At 37.1% G+C, this 18,425-nt stretch carries 17 protein-coding genes; 8 read left to right on the top strand and 9 right to left on the bottom strand.

Translation table 11 applies throughout. From position 1 onward, the window contains the following. Positions 1 to 3: 3 nt before the first annotated feature. The 4 genes from MKY46_RS01535 to MKY46_RS01520 all read right to left on the bottom strand — a co-directional run bounded on the left by MKY46_RS01535 (position 4) and on the right by MKY46_RS01520 (position 5,043). Positions 4 to 948: a carbohydrate ABC transporter permease gene (locus MKY46_RS01535; protein WP_036118142.1), complete on the bottom strand. Its 945-nt coding sequence runs from the start codon at positions 946 to 948 to the stop codon at positions 4 to 6. 86 nt (positions 949 to 1,034) lie between these two features. After that, on the bottom strand, positions 1,035 to 2,348 hold the full coding sequence (locus MKY46_RS01530) for an ABC transporter substrate-binding protein (protein ID WP_196243723.1): 1,314 nt from the start codon (positions 2,346 to 2,348) through the stop codon (positions 1,035 to 1,037). Continuing rightward, the gene (locus MKY46_RS01525; RefSeq protein WP_036118145.1) at positions 2,345 to 3,364 is read right to left on the bottom strand and encodes a serine hydrolase domain-containing protein; all 1,020 of its coding nucleotides are present in this window, start codon (positions 3,362 to 3,364) and stop codon (positions 2,345 to 2,347) included. The genes MKY46_RS01530 and MKY46_RS01525 overlap by 4 nt, the downstream gene beginning before the upstream one ends. Before the next feature lie 164 nt (positions 3,365 to 3,528). Beyond that, positions 3,529 to 5,043, bottom strand: a complete 1,515-nt coding sequence (locus tag MKY46_RS01520) for a DHA2 family efflux MFS transporter permease subunit (RefSeq protein WP_036118147.1) — start codon at positions 5,041 to 5,043, stop codon at positions 3,529 to 3,531. Between the two features lie 157 nt (positions 5,044 to 5,200). On the opposite strand from MKY46_RS01520, the gene MKY46_RS01515 reads away from it, so the two are divergent. Beyond that, positions 5,201 to 6,112 (top strand): TetR/AcrR family transcriptional regulator, encoded by a 912-nt coding sequence (locus MKY46_RS01515; RefSeq protein ID WP_036118149.1) that lies wholly within the window; start codon positions 5,201 to 5,203, stop codon positions 6,110 to 6,112. A gap of 100 nt (positions 6,113 to 6,212) precedes the next feature. Here MKY46_RS01515 and MKY46_RS01510 read toward each other — a convergent pair whose 3' ends face one another. Both MKY46_RS01510 and MKY46_RS01505 read right to left on the bottom strand, forming a co-directional pair. Then, positions 6,213 to 7,856: a sensor histidine kinase gene (locus tag MKY46_RS01510; RefSeq protein WP_089934951.1), complete on the bottom strand. Its 1,644-nt coding sequence runs from the start codon at positions 7,854 to 7,856 to the stop codon at positions 6,213 to 6,215. Then, positions 7,853 to 8,554, bottom strand: coding sequence for a response regulator transcription factor (locus MKY46_RS01505; protein WP_101966981.1), 702 nt, complete (start codon positions 8,552 to 8,554; stop codon positions 7,853 to 7,855). The genes MKY46_RS01510 and MKY46_RS01505 overlap by 4 nt, the downstream gene beginning before the upstream one ends. 103 nt (positions 8,555 to 8,657) lie before the next feature. Here MKY46_RS01505 and MKY46_RS01500 point away from each other — a divergent pair, with 103 nt between their 5' ends. From MKY46_RS01500 to MKY46_RS01490, 3 genes are all read left to right on the top strand, one after another. Further along, positions 8,658 to 9,797: a DUF418 domain-containing protein gene (locus MKY46_RS01500; protein ID WP_036118160.1), complete on the top strand. Its 1,140-nt coding sequence runs from the start codon at positions 8,658 to 8,660 to the stop codon at positions 9,795 to 9,797. A 231-nt stretch (positions 9,798 to 10,028) separates the two neighbouring features. Next, on the top strand, positions 10,029 to 10,568 hold the full coding sequence (locus MKY46_RS01495; protein WP_419185178.1) for a DUF1273 domain-containing protein: 540 nt from the start codon (positions 10,029 to 10,031) through the stop codon (positions 10,566 to 10,568). A 111-nt stretch (positions 10,569 to 10,679) separates the two neighbouring features. Then, complete coding sequence (locus MKY46_RS01490) at positions 10,680 to 10,994, top strand: hypothetical protein (RefSeq protein WP_036118164.1); 315 nt, start codon at positions 10,680 to 10,682, stop codon at positions 10,992 to 10,994. A 47-nt stretch (positions 10,995 to 11,041) separates the two neighbouring features. Here MKY46_RS01490 and MKY46_RS01485 read toward each other — a convergent pair whose 3' ends face one another. Continuing rightward, complete coding sequence (locus tag MKY46_RS01485; RefSeq protein ID WP_036118167.1) at positions 11,042 to 12,436, bottom strand: L-cystine transporter; 1,395 nt, start codon at positions 12,434 to 12,436, stop codon at positions 11,042 to 11,044. 739 nt (positions 12,437 to 13,175) lie between these two features. Between MKY46_RS01485 and MKY46_RS01480 the strand changes: the two genes are divergently transcribed. Further along, entirely contained in the window at positions 13,176 to 13,682 is a 507-nt protein-coding gene (locus MKY46_RS01480) for a helix-turn-helix domain-containing protein (protein ID WP_340833634.1), read from the top strand. Beyond that, a complete protein-coding gene (locus MKY46_RS01475) occupies positions 13,679 to 14,521 on the top strand; it encodes an IS3 family transposase (protein ID WP_340833632.1) in 843 nt (280 codons plus the stop codon). Before MKY46_RS01480 ends, MKY46_RS01475 begins: the two co-directional genes overlap by 4 nt. 194 nt (positions 14,522 to 14,715) lie before the next feature. Here the strand turns inward: MKY46_RS01475 and MKY46_RS01470 are convergent, their stop codons facing one another. After that, a complete protein-coding gene (locus MKY46_RS01470) occupies positions 14,716 to 15,666 on the bottom strand; it encodes a GGDEF domain-containing protein (RefSeq protein ID WP_036121973.1) in 951 nt (316 codons plus the stop codon). Continuing rightward, positions 15,644 to 16,525 carry an EAL domain-containing protein gene (locus MKY46_RS01465; RefSeq protein WP_036121976.1) on the bottom strand — a complete coding sequence of 294 codons (882 nt, stop codon included), beginning with the start codon at positions 16,523 to 16,525 and terminating at the stop codon, positions 15,644 to 15,646. Before MKY46_RS01465 ends, MKY46_RS01470 begins: the two co-directional genes overlap by 23 nt. 296 nt (positions 16,526 to 16,821) lie before the next feature. Between MKY46_RS01465 and MKY46_RS01460 the strand changes: the two genes are divergently transcribed. Together MKY46_RS01460 and MKY46_RS01455 are read left to right on the top strand one after the other, a co-directional pair. Then, positions 16,822 to 17,007, top strand: a complete 186-nt coding sequence (locus MKY46_RS01460) for a hypothetical protein (RefSeq protein ID WP_009373346.1) — start codon at positions 16,822 to 16,824, stop codon at positions 17,005 to 17,007. Next, entirely contained in the window at positions 16,997 to 18,415 is a 1,419-nt protein-coding gene (locus MKY46_RS01455) for an amidase (RefSeq protein ID WP_036121982.1), read from the top strand. The genes MKY46_RS01460 and MKY46_RS01455 overlap by 11 nt, the downstream gene beginning before the upstream one ends. Positions 18,416 to 18,425 lie beyond the last annotated feature (10 nt).

Raw genomic sequence — 18,425 nt, 5'->3', positions numbered from 1 at the left:
CCCTTACATTTGGACATCCCTTTTATTGGCCAAGCGTAAAAACACCGTGGTACAAACTAAAATAAATAGGAATAGTACCGTTGCTAGCGCAGAACCTAGCCCAATAGCTGTCGCTCCAGAAGCTGTAGAGCTACCAAATGCCAAGCGATAGAAAAACACAGCTAAAGTATCTGTAGAATAATATGGCTCTCCCATGGAGCCCTGCATCGCATATACAAGCTCAAATGCCTCAAAGGACTGGATAAACGTTAAAATTCCCATGATCATAATAGATGGCACCATTAATGGCAAATAAATAGTGCGTAATAATGTAAAACCTTTGGCACCATCCAATTTTGCTGCTTCAACTAACTCACTTGGAATTCCTTGAAAGCCAGCTAAAAATATTAAAACGCCAAAACCAAGCCCAAACCAACAATTCACTAAAATAATCGCTATTAAAGCTGTTCCAGGATCTCCAAGCCAAGCCTTTTGTAAGGTTTCAAGACCCAATTTCTCTAAAATAACATTTAAGGTACCAAAATTAGGATTTAAGATGAGCTTCCATAAGAAACCTACTACGATTACTGATAATAATCGTGGTAGAAAGAAAGCCGCCTTAAAAAACTCCGCTCCCTTAACTTTTTGGTAGATAATAAATGCAAGAAAGAATGCTAATCCATTCATCACTACCATTTGCAAAACAAAATACAGGACATTATGTTTGAAGGCGTTCCAAAACATAGAGCTATAAGGTTCTGTCGTAAAAAGCGTCACAAAATTTTGGAAGCCAATGAAACCACCACGAGCCATCCCTTTCCATTCAAAAAAACTATAGGATAAAGCTGCTACTATCGGATAAAGCACAAACATTCCGTATACTATTAGTGCAGGAATTGGGAAAAGATGTATTGTCCATTTTGCCCACGATTTCCCCTTTCTTGACGATGAAGCTGTAGATTCTTTCATGCTGAACAGCCCCCTTTAATCATAATGAGACAACAAGACCCCTATACACCTTAGTGGAGTTTCAGGGGTCTATCTTAATACATTACTTATTGCTGAAAGGGCGTAAACCAAGCTTTAGCGTTTTCCTGTACTTTTTTGGCTACCTCTTCAGGCGTTACCTGATCTAAGTACATGCCCTGTAGCTCACTCTCAAGCAAGCTCTTTGTTGTCGGGTCCCCACCAGTAAAATTAGTCACCCACATATATGGTGTTGCTTCATTAGCAGTCGAGTTACTAATGTCATTTAGCAAGGCGTCATCAGAAGTAATGCCAGGAATAGCACTGATCATAGAAAATTCCCTCACAAACAGTTCACCAAATTCCTTTGTTGTTAAAAACGCTAAAAATTCTTTAGCTGCTTCTTTATTTTTTGAATTTGCATTGATCGCAAATGAACCATCTACCCAAGTTGTCACTGTTTTATGACCTTCTTTTGAAGGAATCGGGAAATACCCTAAATCTAAATCTGGATTCATTTCTAAGACAACAGGAATTTCCCAGCTACCGAGCGGGAACATCGCTGCATCCTCTAAAGCGAACAATGTACGAATATCATCCATTCCCAAGCCTTCTGAATTAGCTGGAAAATACTTTTTCAAGTCGTTCATCACTTGTATAGATTCGATAAACTGAGCGTCTGAGAAATCCTTTTCTCCCGTAAGCACTGCTTGATAGAAATCATTTCCTTCATAAATAGCGGGGCCCACAATACCGTGTAGCAACGATAATAACCAGCCTTCTTTTGTACCCATTGCAATGGGTGTAATGCCCTTTTCTAATAATTGATCATTTAAGGCTATAAATTCATCCCATGTAGTAGGAACTTCGAGATTATTATCTTTAAAAATCTTTTTATTGTAGAAAAATTGCGTTGAGCTTAAATTAATTGGTACACCATACTGATTCCCTTGCTCATCACGTGAAGCCATTAATGCCTCTTCAGGATATGCACGCAAACCGCTTAAGTCATTTATTTTCTCAACATAACCCGCCTCTGCAAGCTTCAACCCAGCTGCATATGGACGCAAGTGGAAAATATCTGGTCCTTCCCCCGCTTGTAATGCTGTATTGAGGACTGTGTTATATTCTGTATTTTTAGTTGGGTTAAAGGAAATGTGTATATCAGGATGTTGTTCATTAAATAAAGCAATTACTTTTTCATATTTGGCAACATCTTCTGTCCGCCAACTCCCTATTGTTAGGGAAACCTCTTCTGTTTTCGGCCCGTCTTCTTTACCAGGTGTTGTTGCGTTCGTTGATTTCTTATCAGTGTTACAGCCTACTAAAGCTACAACGAGTAATAAAAGAAACGGCAATAACCATTTACTCTTTTGTCTCATACCAACAGATCCACCCTTCATATCAGTAATTTTTCATAAATCATCGTATGAAGCTTCTCCCGAATCCTTCGCAGCTTTGTATTTCTCCCATAATGCACCGCATTCGTTAAGAAAATAACAAATGCTTTTTGAATAGGGTCCATCCAAATACTCGTGCCTGTAAATCCTGTATGACCAAATGAGTTCTTGCTCCACCTCCTACCAAAACAAAGTGATGTATCGTCCCCTCTCCATACTTCAAAACCAAGTCCCCTATTTTTGAATGTTTTTGTATAGGTAAGCTCCATCCATTCATATGGAATAACCGTTTGTTGCCTGATCCCTAAAAAAATTTCCGCATACTTTGCTAAATCCTCTGCGCACGAAAACAAGCCTGCACTCCCAGCAACCCCATCGAGTAATAGAGCTTTTTCATCATGAACAATCCCCTGAACAAATTTCCCTGCAAACATTTCAGTTGATGCCGCATGCCTTCTTTGTTGCTCCTGCAATCGAAAACGAGTATGGTGCATGCCCCATGGCTTAAAAATTTCTTGCTCTACAAAACTGTTGAATGAGCACCCAGTAACCTGTTCAATCACCTTTCCTAGTAGAATCATGCCTAAATCACTATATAGCACCTGTTTATTTGGCTGACACACTACTTCACTTGCCATTATCTCCTGCATGATGTCACGTCTGTGATTCCGCTCTACCGCTGGTGTTAAATCTGCCGGTAGCCCTGAGCAATGCTGTAATAACTGTTGAATCGTCATATCTGGGTAATGAAATGTAGGCAAAAATGTTTGAACAGGCTCTCTTAATGTTAATTGATTTCGACTTATCAGCAGTAAAATAGCTGGTACTGTAGCTACAACCTTCGTTAAGGAAGCTAAATCAAACAGCGTATGATTTACAATAGCTTGCTTACTACCATCCTCAGCTGTATAGGCTCCATAACTGCCTGTTAATAGCCTGTTTTGTTGCTGTTGAACAATTAATACAGCTCCTGGCAGTTCCTTTTCGTTCACTAAGTCATTGATATATGCATCTACCACGAAAGCACCTCATTATATAAAAATCTAAATTTTCTGTAAATTATTATTATCATATAAAATAAAATGATGAAAAATAACAACAATCCTAAAATTTTTTTTCAAATAAACATATAAAAAACCCCCTTCGTTGGTAAATGTTTTACCTATAAAGGGGGTTCTGTTCATTATTTAGTTGGTTTTTTTAAATCCATTGAAGCTGCTGTGCTTTCAACTTTTACTCGTTTTAAGAAGAAGGCAAGTACTACTGCAATCACTGTTATACCCGCTGCAATTAAGAAGGAGTGTGTAATACCATCTAATAAGGCAGTTTGCATAATCTGATCTTGCATTTGTTGCATTTGCTCTGCTGTAGGTGCCGCTCCTGATTGTGCAGCATTCGCTTTGGCTTCTACAATTAATTCTTCTGCTTTTGCTTTTGTACGATTATTCATAAATGTAACTAAAATCGCACTACCGATTGCTCCTGATACCTGCTGTAATGTATTGTTAATAGCTGTACCATGAGGATTCATAATTTGTGGTAGTTGATTTAAACCGTTTGTCATAATTGGCATCATGACCATCGACATACCAAACATACGAATTGTATACATTGAAACGATATATGTGTAGCTTGAATCAATTTCTAATTTTGTTAAACCAAATGTTGCAATTGTTGTGATTGTTAAGCCAATAATGGCCAACACTCGAGGGCCAAATTTATCGAAAAGTTTACCAGTGATTGGTGACATAATCCCCATAACAAGTGCCCCTGGAAGCATCATTAAACCTGCCTCAAATGGTTCAATACCACGAATAGACTGTACATATGCTGGTGTTAAAATCATCCCTGAGAACATCGCCATAGAGATAATAACTGAGATGACAGACCCTAAAGCAAACATTGGGTATTTATAAATACGTAATTCCAGAAGTGGCTCATCCATTTTCAACTGCTTAATGATAAAAATTATTAAAGCGATGAAGCCAACTGTAATTGTTCCATATACCCATGGACTTGACCAGCCTTTATCCCCCGCTGTACTAAAGCCGTATAAAATACCACCGAATGCAACTGTTGATAAAAGGACTGAAGGGAAATCTAAGTGAACTTCACGTGTCTCCATCACGTTTCTTAGTTTCCACACACCAAATAATAAACTAATTATTGCAAATGGAATAATCATTTGGAAGAGCATACGCCAATCATGATGCTCCACAATGTAGCCTGATAATGTAGGACCAATTGCTGGCGCCATGATCATTACTAAACCAAAGATCCCCATCGCTGCTCCACGCTTCTCTTTCGGGAAGCTTGTTAGCATAACATTCATTAAAAGTGGTGACATACTAGAAGCCCCAGCTGCTTGCACCATACGACCTGCTAGCAGCACACCAAAGTTTGGCGCAAAGCCTGCCATAATTGTACCGATTGTAAAGATGGACATCGCTGTTATAAATAAATGTCTATTTTTAAAGCGTGTCACAAAGAATGCTGAAGCGGGCACTAAAATACCGCTCACGAGCATATACCCTGTTGCTAACCATTGTACCTTTGAATAGGTAATCCCAAAATCCTTCATGATTGTTGGTAATGCCACATTCAACAATGTGTTGTTTAGAAAAGCAACAAAAGCACCCACAAATAGAATAGCTATCATGCCGTAAGGGGGCTTTTTCATTGTTTGCTCACTATTCATTTATATCCCTCAATTCTTTCTTGTGTTTTGCGATAAAACTTATTTTATACTCGTAGTCTACTTTTTTCAACAAATAAGTTTATATTTTTTATAAACGTTGATATGCAAGGGTTTTAAGTGTAGAATAAGAGTATAATAATATAAAAAAGGTGAGGTTATGAACAAAAGAAAAAGACAGATTATTACAGCAGCACGTGAACTTTTTATTGAAAAGGGTTTTCTAGATACATCGATTAATGACATCATCAATGCAGCTAAAATCTCAAAAGGTACATTTTATAATCACTTTACTTCGAAAAACGAATGCTTAATCGCCATTTTGGATGAAGGGCGTGAAGAAGCTAGTAATCGTCGTCATGAGCTTATCTATGGTAAAGACCCTACAGATTTAGAAGTATTGACACAGCAAGTCGCTGTTCTCATGTATGTCAATCGTGAACATAATTTAATACAGATTTTCGAATCCGTCTTCCAATCAAGAGATAAAGAACTAAAGAAAATCATTATTAACTACCATTTACAAGAATTAGAATGGCTAGCCAGCCGACTAGTACAAGTTTTTGGCGAAGAGATTAGCCCAATTAGCTATGAATGTGCTGTCCAAACACTTGGGATGATTAACCTCACTCTACGTGCTGTCTTTATTGCCGATTATAAATATATCAATCGAGAAGCTATTGTACGTGTAGCATTGCGTAATATTAGCGTAATTATACCCACGATGCTTGAGTCGAAAGAAATCATCGTGAGTGTTGAAATGATCAATACCATTCAAAATGTGGTGAACTATAAAACCGTTACAAAAGAAATGGTTATCGAACAATTACAAGGCTTTACAAAGGGTTTGTCGAACAACGAAACAATGGAGGGTTTGGAATATGCTCAATTCTTATTAGAAGAGCTACAGCGCGAAAAACCAAAGCTTTTTATCATCGAATCACTTCTTACTCCTTTCCGTAAGGCATTCGTTGGCACAGAACATATCGCAGAAGCGCGCGATATCGCTAATAACTTATGGCGCTATGTTAAAATTGAACAGCCAGCCGAGCGTTGTACGAAAAATAAATAAAACAAAAAGAGGTATCAAATAAAACACTTTGATACCTCTTTACTCTGTTTAATAAGCCTCGTCCTTCAAGAGCATTCCTCTCTAGAAATCGAATCTAACACTAGTGACATTGGAATTTTAGAACGAAGATGGTTCCATCTTGGCCTGAACGAACACTAATTGTGCCATTGTGTAAATCAATGAGCTGTTTCGTAATGGCTAGTCCTAGCCCTGTTCCTGTTGTATCATCTGTCGTATTCGTTCCTCGATAATAGCGTTCGAATAGATTATCGAGCTCCTCCTGCGGAATACCAGGGCCTTGGTCAGCAATGGTTAGCATTACTTCTTTACCAGTATGTTGTGCCTCCACAACGACCTTCGTGCCTTCAGGCGTATACTTTTTCGCATTAGTTATTAAATTATCCATAATCCGCTTAAGTAAAAGCTCATCTGCTTGCAGCAACACATCACCATATACCTTTACACATACCTGTTCATCTGCAAATTGTGGTAACCATATGGCTAGCGGTAATAACACTTTATCCAGCTGTATCGCTTTATTTTTTAATTGGTACGTATAGGTTAAATCCTGAATGAGTGCATCCATGTATGTCGCCTTTTCTTGCATGGTTTGTGCAAAAATACGCATCTCATCCTTTGTCCACTCATATTCCTCAGATGCAAGCATAGTGGAATAGCCATAAATGGAGCTTAACGGGGTCTTTAGATCGTGCGATAAGCCTGTTATCCACTCCTCACGTAAATGCTCTGCATGCTTGATTTGTCTTTCATTTGAATCAAGTCGTTCAGATAGATGATTGAGTGACTCCTCTACAGGTTGAAACAGTTTAAATTTCCGTTTTAACTTCCCTGTTTTTTGATGATGGATTTTTTTATCACTAATTTCACTGTAATCAAATTGAGTTAGTCGTTCAATGCGTGATATAACATAGACTAATGGTCGTACAAATTGTCGTGAAATACTGATGGATAAAAAGATAACGCCCAACAGCAATATAATATGCCCTCCAAAGAAGATAGAAACGAACAATACCATCGCCTTATTAAAAGGCTCTTCAAAAGGCTTATAAGATGGGTTAGGCATTCGCACAACAAATGTCATATCGTTGGCTAAGGCTGTGCTTTGCTTCAGCTCCGCATGCTCGAAAATATCGTATTTTTCCTCTAGTAATTGTGGCTTATTTAGCTTCTCATAGCGTTCGCCAATGACTTCAATCCGATTCCATTGCTCGTCATAGATTTCAACACTGGCTTTATTTTCTTTTAGACGTTGCCGTGTTACAGCAGAAATATTCCCTGTTGCTGTCCAGTTTTCAAGTGCCTCCTCAAAAAGTGGTTGGACAGGAGTAGTCGGAAGAAATAATAAATAGTAATTTGGCAGTTCCCACGTATGCATACCCGGTTGTTTCAATGCCAATAGTTCATTATCTGACTTTCCACATAATCCACATGTATCTCCCGTATAATCAACAATTGTCATGGATGAATCAAATAAATAGAGCTGTCCTACATTTTCCTCAGCTCTCTTCACTAAATAATCAGCAATTTTAACCGTCTTCCCTTTCTCTACAACTGCATCATCTTCAATTTCAAAGGAGCTCATTACATGAATGTTGTCACCGACACGTTCATTGATAAAGATAGCGAAAAACACCAGACTTATAATAAAACCTGAAATGATCAATAGATAGAATATGATGAAATACGACACAAAACGTAGTGTTAATTTTCCAGCAGACTTCATGAAGAAATGTCTCCAACAAGCTTATAGCCAATACCTCTGACAGTAATAATGCAGGTCGGCTTTCCAGGATTTTTTTCTATTTTTTCTCGCAGCTTTCTTATATGTACCATCACTGTATTATCATCAAATAAGCAATCGCCCCATACGCGCTCGTATATTTGCTCTTTTGATAACACTTGCCCTACATTGTCACATAAATATTTTAATAAATGAAACAAGCGACCACTGATTATTTCCTTCACCCCGTCTACCTCGATTTCTGCTGCGTCAATGTCAAATGTAAAACGGCTGCAAGTAAATACATGATTTTCTGGTACACTCTTTTTCTTCATGTAACGGACTAACTGTACCTTTACTCGTGCTACAAGCTCTAATGGGTTAAATGGTTTTGTAATATAATCATCTGCACCATTCATAAAACCGCGAAGCTTATCTGCATCACTGCTTTTTGCAGTTAAATAAAAAATAGGGGCATCACTTTTTTCCCGAATCCTATTCGCGATATCCAGCCCACTTCCATCTGGCAGCATGATATCTAATAGATAAAAGTCAAATGTTTTAGTATTCATTTCATCTTTTGCTTCTTCAATTGTGTTACATAATGTAATATTGGTAATTCCTTCTTTTCTTAAAATGATTTCAATCATTTCAGCAATGGCACGTTCATCCTCTAACACTAAAATTGATGCGTCCTGCATTTCCTCACCTACTTTTAAGATTAATTTAAGGTAGTCATTATTTCACCATAAGCTTCCTTCACTATTCTATGTATAAGATAACCAATTAAGGAGATAAAACGCAATGACAACTAAACGAGTTACTTTCATTGATACGATGCGTGGATTTAGTTTATTTGGCATCTTAATGGCGAATTTACTGATTTTCCAGTACGGGATGTATGGCAAAGATGAATTAAAAAATCTTTCTACCTTAGATAATGGAGCTTTATATTTTGTGAAAATTGTGATTGAAGGCTCGTTTATGCCTATCTTCACTATATTATTCGGCTTCTCACTTATTAAATTGATTGAATCCATTCGCAGAAAAAAGAATAAAAGTCGCTGGTCTATTTTACGCCGTGCTACTGGCTTGATTGCTCTCGGCTTACTTCATTCCACTTTATTATGGGAAGGCGATATTCTATTTTCTTATGGCTGTATGACTTTATTTTTGATTCCTTTTATTAATCGGAAGCCGAAAACGCTATTTATATGGGCCAGTATCCTTTTCGTCCTAACAACGGCATTAACATACGGCTCTATGGAAGCTTCAAAAAAGGAACAAAAAGAGCTAGATACCTATATTGAAAAAGCAGATAACGTTTACGCTAACGGAAGCTACTCAGAAATTTTTGATTTTCGAGCTAATGCTGAAGTACCGGGAATGGAAGAGCCAGCCTTCCTCTTCATTTTATTAATTTTTACACCGTTGTTCTACGCACCTCTATTCCTTTTCGGTATGGCACTTGCTAAAAAGCAAGCCTTCATGGAGATGGATAAGGAAATGAAATGGTATAAGCTAGGTACTCTCCTCGTTCCTATTGGGCTCGTATGTAAAAGTCTAAGTTTTATAGAAAGTGCCTTTTCTTCCATCTTATTAATGGGTGGTGCTCAGTTACTAGCGGTTGGCTATGTTTGCCTTGCAGCACTCATTTATAAAACACGTCCTGTACAACTACTTGCACCAGCATTTGAGAGCGTTGGAAAACTGTCATTAACCAATTATTTACTACAAACCATTATTTGTACAACTGTTTTTTATGGCTATGGTCTCGGATTATACGGTAAACTAGGCGTCTTTGGTGGTATCCTATTCGGAATCGTTGTATATGGCTTGCAATGTGTTTTCAGCCTTGCCTATTTAAAGAAATTTAAACGTGGCCCATTTGAGACAATCTTACGGATATGGACGAATTGGTCTTGGACTGGGCAGGTAAAATAAAACTCAACAGGTAGGCAAATAAGAAAGGAATTATTTTATATGAATAGTGACACTAAAGAAGACTTTACAGACTCATGGTGGTTTTTAGGTATTTGTGCGGCTGTAGCAGTGATTCTAACACTACTTGCATTTTCATAGACAATTGCATGGAATTCGTTTTCATTTGCCCCCTACTGTATACTAGAACTACAACTATACAGCTTAGGGGGCATTTTGTTGTTACAGCGTATTATGATTACTGGCTATAAGCCACATGAACTTGGTATTTTTAATGATAAACATCCTGGCATTGCCATCATAAAAAAAGCACTGGAAGCCCGTCTACGCACACTACTTGATGAAGGACTGGAATGGGTTATTATCAGTGGTCAGCAGGGTGTAGAATCTTGGAGTGCTGAAGTTGTTTTAATGCTTAAAAAAGAATTTCCACATTTAAAATATGCCGTTATTACACCATTTTTAGAGCAAGAAAAAAATTGGCAGGACCTAAAAAAGGAAAAATATCAAACATTAATTGCCCAAGCCGATTTTGTTACAAGCGTGACCAAAAAACCATACGAAGCACCCTGGCAATTTGTTGAGAAGGATAAATTTATTATTCAAAATACAGATGGGCTTTTATTAATTTACGATGAAGAAAATGAAGGTTCTCCGAAATATATTAAGCGACTTGCTGAAAAATATATGGAATCTCATGACTACACTCTTTTAATCGTAAATGCCTATGATTTACAAGTAATAGCAGAGGACATACAGCAACAAGATTGGTAGAAAAATATTGATATAATTTTCTGATAATTATATACTAAAATTAATAAAACCCTTATTTGTAACTAGTTCACATACGGACGTTACTAATAATTTGAAAGGAGCTATCATCATTTGAATAAACAGATTGAAATGATTCTTGAAGCTTCTCCCGTAAATGTTGCTCACGATACCTACCGCAGAGAATGCCGCTATACACGAGGAATTCATATTGAAGAACAAGAATTTCTAGCTATTTTAAATACAATGAGCAATGATGCACGCCTCTATTTCGATTTCCATAATCCTCGGAAAGAGATTAAAAAAGGAACCTATTTAAATGGACACTCTGGTCTAGCCTACAATATTTATGATTACTATAAACAAAATTATAAAATTGAAGTTTCCGAATTAATTAACGGTAAAGATTTTTATGTAAAAATAATATAAAATGTAAGCCCCTTTAAAGTTTTACCTTTAAAGGGGCCTCTTTGATTTTATAGATCTGCTACTTGAGCACCTAATTCTTTATCATTGTACATTTCTGTATCCAATTCTTTTGTAATACGTGCTGTTGTAACACCCGCTGTCATTGACCCACTTACATTTAATGCTGTACGTCCCATATCAATTAAAGGCTCTACAGAAATTAATACACCTGCAAGTGCAATTGGTAAATCAAGTGCTGATAACACAAGAATAGCTGCAAATGTTGCACCACCACCAACACCTGCTACACCAAATGAGCTAACCGCTACTACCGCGATAACTGTAATAATGAAGATAGGATCGAGTGGATTAATGCCAACTGTTGGTGCGATCATAATTGCTAACATAGCAGGATATACACCAGCACAGCCATTTTGACCGATTGATAATCCGAATGAGCCTGAGAAGTTTGCAATACCCTCAGATACCCCAAGACGACCTGTTTGCGTTTTAATATTCATCGGTAAAGTACCCGCACTAGAACGAGATGTAAAGGCGAATAATAATGTCTCTGCAGATTTTTTCAAATACGTGAATGGATTTAATCCGCTTAATGTCAGAATTAATAAGTGTACTAGTAAAACAATAAATAACGCCACATAAGAAGCAATAACAAACTTACCTAAATTGTAAATCGCACCGAAATCTGATGTTGCAACAGTACGAGCCATAATAGCCAAAATGCCGTATGGTGTTAATCGTAAGACAATCGTTACGACACCCATTACAAGGGCATAGATTGCATCTAAGCCTTTTTTAATTGTAGCTGCTGTCCCCTCATCCTTACGTGCCACACGTAAATAAGCAAAACCAAGGAATGCTGAGAAAATAACAACCGCAATTGTTGAAGTAGAACGAGCACCTGTTAAATCAAGGAATGGATTTGCAGGGAATAGCTCGATAATTTGTGTTGGTAGATCTGGAGCTGCTAAGCCCGTTGTTTTTTCTTCAAGATATTGACCACGTGCAGTTTCTGCATCACCTTGTAAAATTTGTGTTGCATCTAAATCAAATACGGTTGCAGAAAAAATACCGACAGCCGCAGAAACCGCTGTTGTACCAATTAAAATGGCTAGAATAAGAGCTGCCATTTTCCCAAAGTTTTTGCCAATCTTCATTTTCGTAAAGGCAATTAAAATAGAAATAAAGACTAGTGGCATTGCTACCATTTGTAGCAATTTTACATATCCTGTACCTATAATGTTGTACCAAGATGTTGTTTTGGCTAACACTTCAGAATCTATACCATAGATAAAATGAAGTCCAAGACCAAGTACAATCCCTAAACCTAAACCTGCAAAAACACGATTTGAAAACTTGACGTGTTTTTTATTCATAACATATAAAATTCCAACGAACACAAGTAACACTGCTACGTTAAGAATGATTTGTAAATTCGACAATGGAATGCCTCCTAAGATGTTTTATAATAATGTAATCGAATTATATACCCATAATCCCTATAATTCAAGTATGTTTTATTAAGATTAATAAATTCCTAAAATAAAAACGATTTCTTCCTTTGATTATGCCCTTAAAATTAAAATCAATAATATTTATTAGCAATAAGTAAAAGGAGCCATTATAAAAGGGAATAGTAGATAGTTATCGAAAACGTTCATGAGGCTAACTTTTAACGTATAGACAGCTAAACTATAAGGCTTGATAGAATTGCTCATTTCAGTTGTATTAATATTCTAGTCAAAAACATAGAAGTTGGTGACAAAATGGTTACCAGAATTTTAAAATTGTTCATATTAACTACAAAATCTATACCCAAAATGCCTTACTGACGAACAAAAAACAAAACAGTCAATTGAAAGGTAGAAATGGATTCCCGTTGCAGGCTACTTGACTCCAACCTACAAAAGTATTACCTTTTTAGCAAAGGTTTTCAAATAAGGCGAAGGTCTTCACTACTCTTTATGGAGAGGTGTTGTCACACATCACTTCCCCACATTGAAAATAAGAGCTTATTCCCTCTAAAAATAATGGGCTATTTAATCGCTATATTACTATGAAAAAAAGTAAAGACACTTTGCAGAATGGTTGATTGGAGTGGAGCCAGCGTCACTCCTAGGGGATTTAGTGAACTGCACCCAAAATATTGGACTTAAAAATCTAATTTAGGAGGTGCAGTTAGTGATTACTGATGAACAAAAATTAGCCGCTGTTCTAGCTTACTTTGAAGAAAAGGAAAGTCCGTATCAGATTGCCAATCGATTGCAGATTGATCGACATCACATTCGATTATGGATTGAATTATATCGCTATCATGGCATCGAAGGAATTATTCGTCCTCAAGGGTTCACGAATTACGAAGATTCTTTTAAAATAAAAGTAATTCAACACATGATAGAGACGGGCGATTCGCTCCTTCAGACTGCTGCGAAGTTTAATATTCCTTCTCGTGAAACCATTCGGAGATGGAAAAAACAATGGATGTCAACGGCTGATAAGGTACTCTATCAAATAGAAAAGGAGTGCCAATCGATGCCAAAAAAACAACCACCTTCGTCTGACTTAAACGAAAAAACAATGGAAGAGTTAAAAGCGGAAATTGACTATTTACGTATGGAAAACGCCTATTTAAAAAAGTTGAAAGCCTTAGTTCAAGAAAAGGAAGCATTCAAACCGAAGAAAAAGTGAGAGCTGTGTATGAGCTAAGGCTGGAATTTCCACTTCAAGCTCTATTCAAAGTCGCGAAACTTAAGAAAAGTACGTATTATTATCATCTTCAAAAATGGGTAAAACCAGATAAATATCAGGCGATCAAAGAACGAATCCAGATACTTTTTCATTACCATAAGGGTCGTTATGGCTATCGTCGTATTTGTCTTGCACTCCGAAATGAAGGGATTTTAATCAACCACAAAGCAGTCCAACGATTGATGAAAGAATTGGGCTTAAAAGGGACGGTACGCCCTAAAAAATACCGTTCGTATAAAGGGACAGTCGGCTATGTCGCAGAGAATGTCATCCAACGTGATTTTGAAGCTACTGCACCCAATCAGAAATGGGTAACCGATGTCACAGAGTTTAAAATAAATGGTCAAAAACTCTATATATCGGCTGTATTAGATTTATTCAATCGAGAAATCGTTGGATATGAGGTTTCGAAAGCACCCAATTTTGAGTTAGTTCAACAGTCTTTTAAAATGGCGTTTACGTATACAAAGTTATCGAAAAAGAGTGGCTTAATCATCCATTCTGATCAAGGATGGTTATATCAAATACCACGTTTTAAAGAGCTATTGGCAACGCATGAAATCAAGCAAAGTATGTCACGGAAAGGAAATTGTTTAGATAATGCCGTAATCGAAAGTTTTTTTGGCATTTTGAAATCTGAATTTCTATATACGACAACGTTTCACACCTATGAAGAATTCAAAAAAGCATTAGCAGACTATATCCATTATTACAATCATGAACGGATAAAAATAAAACTCAACGGAAAAAGTCCAGTTGAGTTTCGAAGGGTTTCTTAAAAGTTCTAATTTTTGGGGTCAGATCATTAGCGTCACAGATGAGACCCTGGAGCGAGCGTAAGTGAGTGAAGCGGCTCATCGGACGCCCCCTGGAAAGGGCGCTGGCGGAACGGAAATCAACCTCTCACCTTGCAAAGTTGCTTTTTCTGCCTTTGACATGATCTTTTTTCAACAACATGAAAAACCTACATCGTTTAATGAACGAAGTAGGTTTTTTGTTCGTTGATAAGGTAACAGCTGCCTGCAATTTTTTTACACTGCTTTTTCACGTGTGTGACCGCATTGGATAATTGTTCGACGGAGTTAAAATACTGATATTCATTCGTAATAACGGCAATGGATAAGGATGTACATGTTAGAGTACCTAGCTCACCCGCTCTATTAGCTACCTGCACATACACTAAATCCTCTAGCTCATAAAAGCTTAAAATATTGGCATCAAAGTCATCTATGATCTTCTGACAAATCTTTTCTATTTCATAATGCGGAAGGATGGCAACAAAATCGTCGCCACCAATATGCCCTAAAAAATCTTCCGCCCCACAGATATATCTTTTTAGTATATCTGTTAAATAACGTAAAATTTTATCCCCTTTATTAAAGCCATATGTGTCATTGTAGGATTTAAAATGATCTAAATCAAAATAGATCAAACTATAGTGTGCTAGCTGTAATGCTTCCTCTAGCTTTTCATCGATTAATGTATTGCCTGGAAGACTACTTAACGGATTTAAAAAACTGGCGATAGCTACTTGTGTATCAACAAGCTTTAACAGTAACTCACGAATGCTAACCATTCCGTCATATAAGTCATTTTTCGTCACAATGATATCATCATATAAGTCTTCAGGAGGTCTAGACATCGCTAGTGTACTAACCTCAGTGATTGGAATATAGCGATCTACTATTAAAGGATTTTCTTTAATGATAAGTTGATTTTGCCGTCCCATAAATAAATGATAGCCATATTGAGTACCTATTTTTTGATAGAAATGTGTGCGTGTAATATGTCCAATTGGTTTTTCATCCCGAACGACAACAATACTACGCAATGAAGGATTACTTGTAAAAAGTACATCTACTTCTTTATTTTTCACAAATTCATCAATACATGGAACCTTTTCAATGACTTCCCCTATCTTCATTGTCACCCACCCTTATTTTCCCCAATTGTATTTCCTTTGCGGGCTTTCCTATTGCATAACCTTGTGCATAGTGAATGCCAATATGATGCAGATACGCCAGCTCTTCTTGTCGCTCAATCCCTTCAGCAATCATTTTAGTGTTAGCTTGCTCGGCATACTTCATTAATAAGGTAACGAGTTGTTGCTGTTCGCTGTTTTGATCGATAAATTGAATTAAGGAACGGTCTAATTTAATGAATTCTGGCTTTAAATAAATGAGCGTTTTTAAACTATTATAGCCTGAGCCTACATCGTCCACTGCTATGCGATAGCCCTGTGATCGATAATGTGATAATACACGCTCAAACTCTACAAAATCTATCACGGCACTACGCTCAGTTAATTCAAACACGACTTGCTGCGGTTTAATGCCAAGTTCCTTTAGCAATTGCAGTGTTTCTCCACAATGGTAATTTTTATCTACTAATACATTTGGATGTATATTAAGAAAGACTAAGAAGTTTTTATTCGCCAAATCGTTAGGCATACGTTCCTTAAATCGTTGTAAGGAAAGATTTCGACAAAAACATTCAAATAAAAATACACAATCTGTTTGTCCAACAAACTCATAAAACTGGTCGACACTATTAAATAATGCTGAGGAAACTGGACGGTTTAATGCTTCAAATCCCATCGTTTGTTTTGACTGTAAATCTACAATAGGTTGAAAATATGTATGTAAATCGTTATGCTGAATAATTTGTTTCAATGCTTTTAAACGTTTCATATATAACGTATTGCTTTGATGTTGCCCATATAAATATTTAAAAAAAGAAAATATATTACTAGTTTTTATATTTTGCCCCACAGCAGACTCCATTCTTGCACCTCTTCAATTGGTTATTATGGTTCATTGTACGCTTTGATTGTAAATAGACTGTGAATCGTATGTAAAAAGAGCAAGCACACACACTAGACTTTGACCGTTTATTAGCGTAGTAAATATTTCATAATATTAAATATATTACAAATAATTTATTTGATATAAATTATTGTTAGTGTATGATTGTAATAATAGGTTTATATTACCTATTATAATATTTTGCGTTTTTACCTATCGATCTTAATAGGGAAACCTATTTAGATATAAAAATTATTCAAGGGAGGATCCTGTTAATGAGCTTGTCTATTCAACAATTATTGGAGAACAAAGGAATTACACCGAAACCTGAACACCTTGAACTATTAAAAACACGCTGGGAGGGCATGCAGTCACTTCGTAGCAATTTAGAAGGTATTGCGATTGATGATGCAGATATCGCGGTACGTAGTATTCCTGGAGGTGATCATATTGACAACTGATTTACATTTAAAATCCGTTGAAGAGTTGGCACCCTTACTTGCATCGAAGACACTATCTCCCGTGGAATTAACGAAGGCGATTTTAGATTTTGCTGAGGAAAGTCAGCCTAAAATTAATTCCTATATGGCCTTTTACAGGGAAGAAGCTTTAGCAAAGGCAAAAGAAGTGGAACAGGAAATTCTCCAAGGCCACTATAAAGGCATGTATCATGGGATTCCGATGGCCTTAAAAGATAACTTGTATTTCAAAGATAAGATAACAACGATGTCCTCAAAAATTCATAAGGACTTCGTTTCTGATTATGATGCGACAGTGGTTGAAAAACTTCGTGACGCTGGTGTAATTTTCACTGGAAAACTAAGCATGCATGAATATGCTTGGGGAATTACCAATAACAATCCTCATTACGGACCTGTTCGCAACCCATGGGATTTAGATAAAATCCCTGGCGGTTCTAGCGGCGGCTCTGGGGCGGCTGTTGCAGCAGGGGCCAGTGTTGCTTCATTAGGAACGGATACAGCTGGTTCCATTCGAATTCCATCCTCTGCTTGTGGCATTGTTGGTTTAAAACCTACACACGGTCGTGTAAGTAAATATGGCTGTTACCCACTCGCTTGGAGTTTAGACCATATTGGCCCAATGACAAAGACAGTAAAGGATGCAGCAGGCTTGCTTGAAGTCATTTCTGGCTTTGATCATCGAGACCCTACTTGCATTGACGTTCCAACAGACAACTACGTGCAGCAGCTTTCTGGCAATATCAAGGATTTAGTGATTGGTATCAATGAAGAATACTTCTTTAAAAATGTGGATGCTGATATAGAAAAAGCTGTTCGAGCAAGTATTCAAAACTTAGTAGATCAAGGTGCGAAAGTGGAAGTAGTGCGAATTCCTTCATTACAATATGCAGAATGGGCAGAGCTTGTGACGTCCCTTTCGGAGGCGGCAGCTATACACCATTCCGATTTACAAGAGAGACCACAAGATTTTGGTGACGATATACGCCTACTCTTTGAGCTCGGTGAATTGCCTTCTGCAGTCGATTACTTACAGGCACAACAGGTACGTCGTCAAATCAAACAGGAGTTTACAGAGATTTTTAATAAGGTAGATGTGCTTATTACCCCTACTCTACCTGTTGTGGCTAATACAATTGGTGATGATTTCGCAGAGTTAAATGGTCAAAAAGTGGATTTAATTGATAATATTATTCGCTTTACAGGCCCTAGCAACTTAACAGGCTTACCTGCCCTTTCCGTTCCTTGTGGCTTTAAAGGGAATTTACCAATAGGGCTACAAATTATTGGCCCTGCCTTTAAAGAAGGACGCATTTTAAATGTAGGGTATGCCGTTGAGCAAACGAATCCACTGAGAAATAGAAAGCCAAATATTTTTGCTAACATTTAAACGATAAGTA

Source organism: Lysinibacillus sp. FSL M8-0355, from assembly GCF_038008985.1.
Classification (GTDB): Bacteria; Bacillota; Bacilli; order Bacillales_A; family Planococcaceae; genus Lysinibacillus; species Lysinibacillus fusiformis_D.
The sequence above is the reverse complement of the archived record's forward strand: the minus strand, read 5'-3'. Positions and strand labels throughout refer to the sequence as shown.

Excerpts from the sequence above, each read along its gene's own strand:
- MKY46_RS01495 (WP_419185178.1), top strand. The coding sequence starts at position 10,029 with ATGATTACTGGCTATAAGCCACATGAACTTGGTATTTTTAATGATAAA.
- MKY46_RS01500 (WP_036118160.1), top strand. The coding sequence starts at position 8,658 with ATGACAACTAAACGAGTTACTTTCATTGATACGATGCGTGGATTTAGT.
- MKY46_RS01460 (WP_009373346.1), top strand. The coding sequence starts at position 16,822 with ATGAGCTTGTCTATTCAACAATTATTGGAGAACAAAGGAATTACACCG.
- MKY46_RS01505 (WP_101966981.1), bottom strand. The coding sequence starts at position 8,554 with ATGCAGGACGCATCAATTTTAGTGTTAGAGGATGAACGTGCCATTGCT.
- MKY46_RS01520 (WP_036118147.1), bottom strand. The coding sequence starts at position 5,043 with ATGAATAGTGAGCAAACAATGAAAAAGCCCCCTTACGGCATGATAGCT.
- MKY46_RS01510 (WP_089934951.1), bottom strand. The coding sequence starts at position 7,856 with ATGAAGTCTGCTGGAAAATTAACACTACGTTTTGTGTCGTATTTCATC.
- MKY46_RS01470 (WP_036121973.1), bottom strand. The coding sequence starts at position 15,666 with ATGAAGATAGGGGAAGTCATTGAAAAGGTTCCATGTATTGATGAATTT.
- MKY46_RS01530 (WP_196243723.1), bottom strand. The coding sequence starts at position 2,348 with ATGAAGGGTGGATCTGTTGGTATGAGACAAAAGAGTAAATGGTTATTG.
- MKY46_RS01535 (WP_036118142.1), bottom strand. The coding sequence starts at position 948 with ATGAAAGAATCTACAGCTTCATCGTCAAGAAAGGGGAAATCGTGGGCA.
- MKY46_RS01515 (WP_036118149.1), top strand. The coding sequence starts at position 5,201 with ATGAACAAAAGAAAAAGACAGATTATTACAGCAGCACGTGAACTTTTT.
- MKY46_RS01465 (WP_036121976.1), bottom strand. The coding sequence starts at position 16,525 with ATGGAGTCTGCTGTGGGGCAAAATATAAAAACTAGTAATATATTTTCT.